The following is a 3,598-nucleotide window of genomic DNA, read 5'->3' as shown; positions in this document are numbered from 1 at the left end:
GGTAATAGGAGATGTAACCGACCGGAATGTGATCCTGATTGATGATATCTGTGATACCGGCGGAACCCTGGCTAAAAGTGCCGGGCTTCTAAAGGAAAAAGGAGCTACTACTGTTCGGGCCATGTGCACCCATCCGGTATTGAGCGGAAAAGCATATGAGAATATCGGGAGCAGCGTGCTGGAAGAATTAGTGGTTTGTGATACGATTCCGTTGAAACAGCAGGTGGATAAAATAAAAGTGCTTTCTGTTGCAAATTTATTTGCAGTTGCCCTGCGGAACGCATTTGAGCAAAGAAGTATTACTAGTTTGTTCATTCATTCGCAACGGAAAGAACAGCAGAATGCTGAAAACAGGGGAGAACAAGGAGCTTAATTACAATTAAATATTAAACAATGAAAACAATTACAATCGAAGGACAACTCAGGACCGAAACCGGGAAAAAAGCCACCCGCCAAATTCGCTCTGAGGAAAAAGTGCCAGGTGTAATTTATGGAGGCGAGCAGGAAATCAAATTCTCTGCTCCGGCCAAGGCTTTCAAGTCGCTGGTTTATACTCCTGAATTCAATTTGGCAGAAGTTAAACTGGATGGCAAAACCTATAAATGCATTTTGAAGGACCTTCAGTTTGATAAAGTAACCGACGCACTTACACACGTTGATTTGCAGGAACTGGTGGAAGATAAACCAGTTATTGCACGCCTTCCCCTGCACCTTACCGGTTCTCCTGCTGGTGTAAAAGCCGGTGGTCGCCTGGACGTTAAAGTAAAGTCGCTGAAAGTAAAAACCCTGCCTAAATACCTGAAAGAAAGTATTGAGCTGGATATTACTAACCTGGAACTGAATGAAAACGTTCGTATTCAGGATATCAAAGCAGAAAATATCGAAATTATGATGTCTCCCCGTATTCCGGTAGCATCGATCGTAATGACACGTCAGCTGAAGCAGGAAGAAGCCGCCGCTGAAAAAGGTAAAAAATAATCCCCACCTTATTTAATACACCCGAAGGCACCGGAATTCCGGTGCCTTTTCATGTCTCCCCTCTCTTGTTTTATAGCTTACCTTTCCTGTTATGAACAAATTTCTTATTGTAGGACTCGGTAATATCGGCGCAGAATATGCGCATACTCGGCATAATATCGGGTTTGATGTAGTGGATGCACTAGCTGCCAAATATGGGGTTGCCTTCCGTACCGACCGCCTGGCAGATGTAGCAGAAACCAGGATAAAAGGGAAATCAATGCTGCTAATCAAACCTTCGACCTATATGAACCTGAGCGGAAAAGCAGTGAAGTATTGGATGGATAAGGAAAAAATTCCCGTTGAACAGGTATTTATTATCCTGGATGAACTGGCTCTTCCGATTGAGAAAAGCCGGATCCGGGGGGCAGGAAGCGATGGCGGACATAATGGCCTCAAAAGCATCCAGGAACAACTTGGTACAACAGCCTATCCGCGGTTACGTTTCGGAATAGGGAATAATTATCCCAAAGGCAGGCAGGTAGACTATGTGCTGGGAAGGTGGGAGCCAGAGGAAGCCGAGCTGATTCGGCTGAAAATTGAAAAAACCATTCCCATTATTGAATCCTTTGTACTGGCCGGCCTGGCAACTACCATGAATCATTTCAACAATGTGGAATACAAGTTATGATTTATGCATATGAATAGTTATTTTCGCACACCACCAGGTAAGTAATTACCTGTACTTCCAGTATCCCTATAAATTCCGGGGACATATATCCCAACTAAATCAGTGATTATTTAATCATTAAACCCGTAGTGAATATGAAAATATTCTGCATTGGCCGTAACTATGTGGCACATGCCAAAGAATTAGGCAATGAAGTGCCGGATGAGCCGGTGATTTTCATGAAGCCAAAAAGTGCCCTTTTACAGGCGCACACGCCCTTTTATTATCCCGAATTCACGAATGAACTGCATTATGAATGCGAGCTGGTGCTTCGTATTTGTAAAAATGGGAAATATATCCAGGATCGCTATGCCAGTAAGTACTACGATGCTGTAACGGTAGGAATTGACTTCACTGCCCGCGATATACAGAAGGAACTAAAAGAAAAAGGGCTTCCCTGGGAAAAAGCAAAATCATGGGATAATTCGGCCGTCATTGGGAAATGGATCAATCTTGCCGATATCAAGAATAAAAAAGAGATCAATTTCAAATTGCTGAAGAATAAAGAAACCGTTCAGGAAGGAAACTCCGCGAACATGATCTTCAATTTTGACAGCATCGTAGCCCATATCTCCAATTATTTCTCCGTAAATATCGGCGACCTTATTTTTACGGGTACCCCCGCAGGCGTTGGAGAATGCGTGGTTGGAGATGAACTGGAAGGTTATATGGACAACGCTTCACTGTTCAATATCGAAATAAAATAAGCCGCTTACGGTTTACTAACGAGTGTTCGTTTATATTTGCGCAGCATTGCTCCATTTATGATCGAAAATGACGTGTTATTAAAAGCCTATTCGCATTGTTGCCTGGCCAAACATATGGCCGATACCTATGAACAGCAGCGTTCTGTTTGCAGGTATGTACATTCTACGTCAAGGGGACATGAAGCGGTTCAACTGGCAATCGCCTACCTGCTTGATGCGGCAGATTACGTGAGCCCGTATTACCGGGATGAAAGCCTTTTACTGGGGCTTGGTTTCGAACCCTATGAGCTGATGTTACAATTGCTGGCCAAAGCTGGCGATCCCTTTACCGGCGGTCGGGCCTATTACGCCCACCCCAGTAGCCGCAATACAGGCAAACCTTCTATTATTCAACAAAGCAGTGCTACCGGTATGCAGGTAATTCCTACTACCGGAATTGCGCAGGGAATACAGTACCTGGAACAACATTTGCCGGAACGGTTGCGAAAAACCTCGGGCGGCGCCCTGCCAATTGTGGTATGCTCACTGGGCGATGCCAGCGTTACTGAAGGTGAGGTAAGCGAAGCATTTCAATTTGCCGTTCTTAAACGATTGCCCATTTTATACCTGGTGCAGGATAATAAATGGGGTATCAGCGTTTCTGCTGCTGAATCAAGGGCAATGGACGCGTATGAATATGCCGGTGGCTTTCCTGGATTATCAAGGGTACGCATAGATGGTAGTGATTTTGAAACAAGTTATTCGGCCCTGCAAGAGGTGGTGGAACTGATCCGCAAAGAACGCAGGCCCTTCCTGGTTCAGGCAAACCTGCCTTTACTCGGCCATCATACAAGTGGGGTACGAAAAGAGTTTTACAGAACGCAGGAAGACCTTGCGCTACATAGCCTGCATGATCCGGGGCCAAAATTGCACCAGCGTTTAATAGAAAGAGGAGTGCCGATTGAACAACTGCTGGAAATTGACAGGCATGCAAAAGAAACGGTATTGACTGCGTTTCAGTTGGCCGTGGATGCTCCTGAACCAAATCCTGCCACTATTTTGGATCATGTATTTGCGCCTACTCCTGTTCAGGCGGAAACGGGCCGGCGACAAACCGACTCCAAAGAAAAAATTTCCATGGTAGACGCGGCGCTTTTTGCCATACGTGAGATTCTCCAGGAATACCCGGAAGCCCTGCTTTATGGACAGGATGTAGGCCGGCGAC

Annotated in this window: 5 protein-coding genes; all 5 read left to right on the top strand. The window is 45.3% G+C overall.

The genetic code is table 11. The annotated features are described in order from the left end of the window. Positions 1–373: ribose-phosphate diphosphokinase (prs, locus tag A1D16_RS21025; protein ID WP_290713449.1), on the top strand; the 373-nt coding region annotated here is incomplete at its 5' end. A 20-nt stretch (positions 374–393) separates the two neighbouring features. Continuing rightward, the gene (locus A1D16_RS21020) at positions 394–978 is read left to right on the top strand and encodes a 50S ribosomal protein L25 (RefSeq protein WP_290713446.1); all 585 of its coding nucleotides are present in this window, start codon (positions 394–396) and stop codon (positions 976–978) included. A 91-nt stretch (positions 979–1,069) separates the two neighbouring features. Further along, complete coding sequence (pth, locus tag A1D16_RS21015; protein WP_290713443.1) at positions 1,070–1,648, top strand: aminoacyl-tRNA hydrolase; 579 nt, start codon at positions 1,070–1,072, stop codon at positions 1,646–1,648. A gap of 134 nt (positions 1,649–1,782) precedes the next feature. Then, positions 1,783–2,394 (top strand): fumarylacetoacetate hydrolase family protein, encoded by a 612-nt coding sequence (locus tag A1D16_RS21010; RefSeq protein ID WP_290713440.1) that lies wholly within the window; start codon positions 1,783–1,785, stop codon positions 2,392–2,394. A 36-nt stretch (positions 2,395–2,430) separates the two neighbouring features. Then, the coding region (locus A1D16_RS21005) for a thiamine pyrophosphate-dependent dehydrogenase E1 component subunit alpha (RefSeq protein ID WP_290713437.1) at positions 2,431–3,598 on the top strand (1,168 nt) is incomplete at its 3' end.

It is taken from the genome of Flavihumibacter sp. CACIAM 22H1 (genome assembly GCF_001601815.1).
In the GTDB taxonomy this organism is placed as follows: domain Bacteria; phylum Bacteroidota; class Bacteroidia; order Chitinophagales; family Chitinophagaceae; genus Flavihumibacter.
This window is presented reverse-complemented; position numbering and strand designations above follow the sequence as displayed.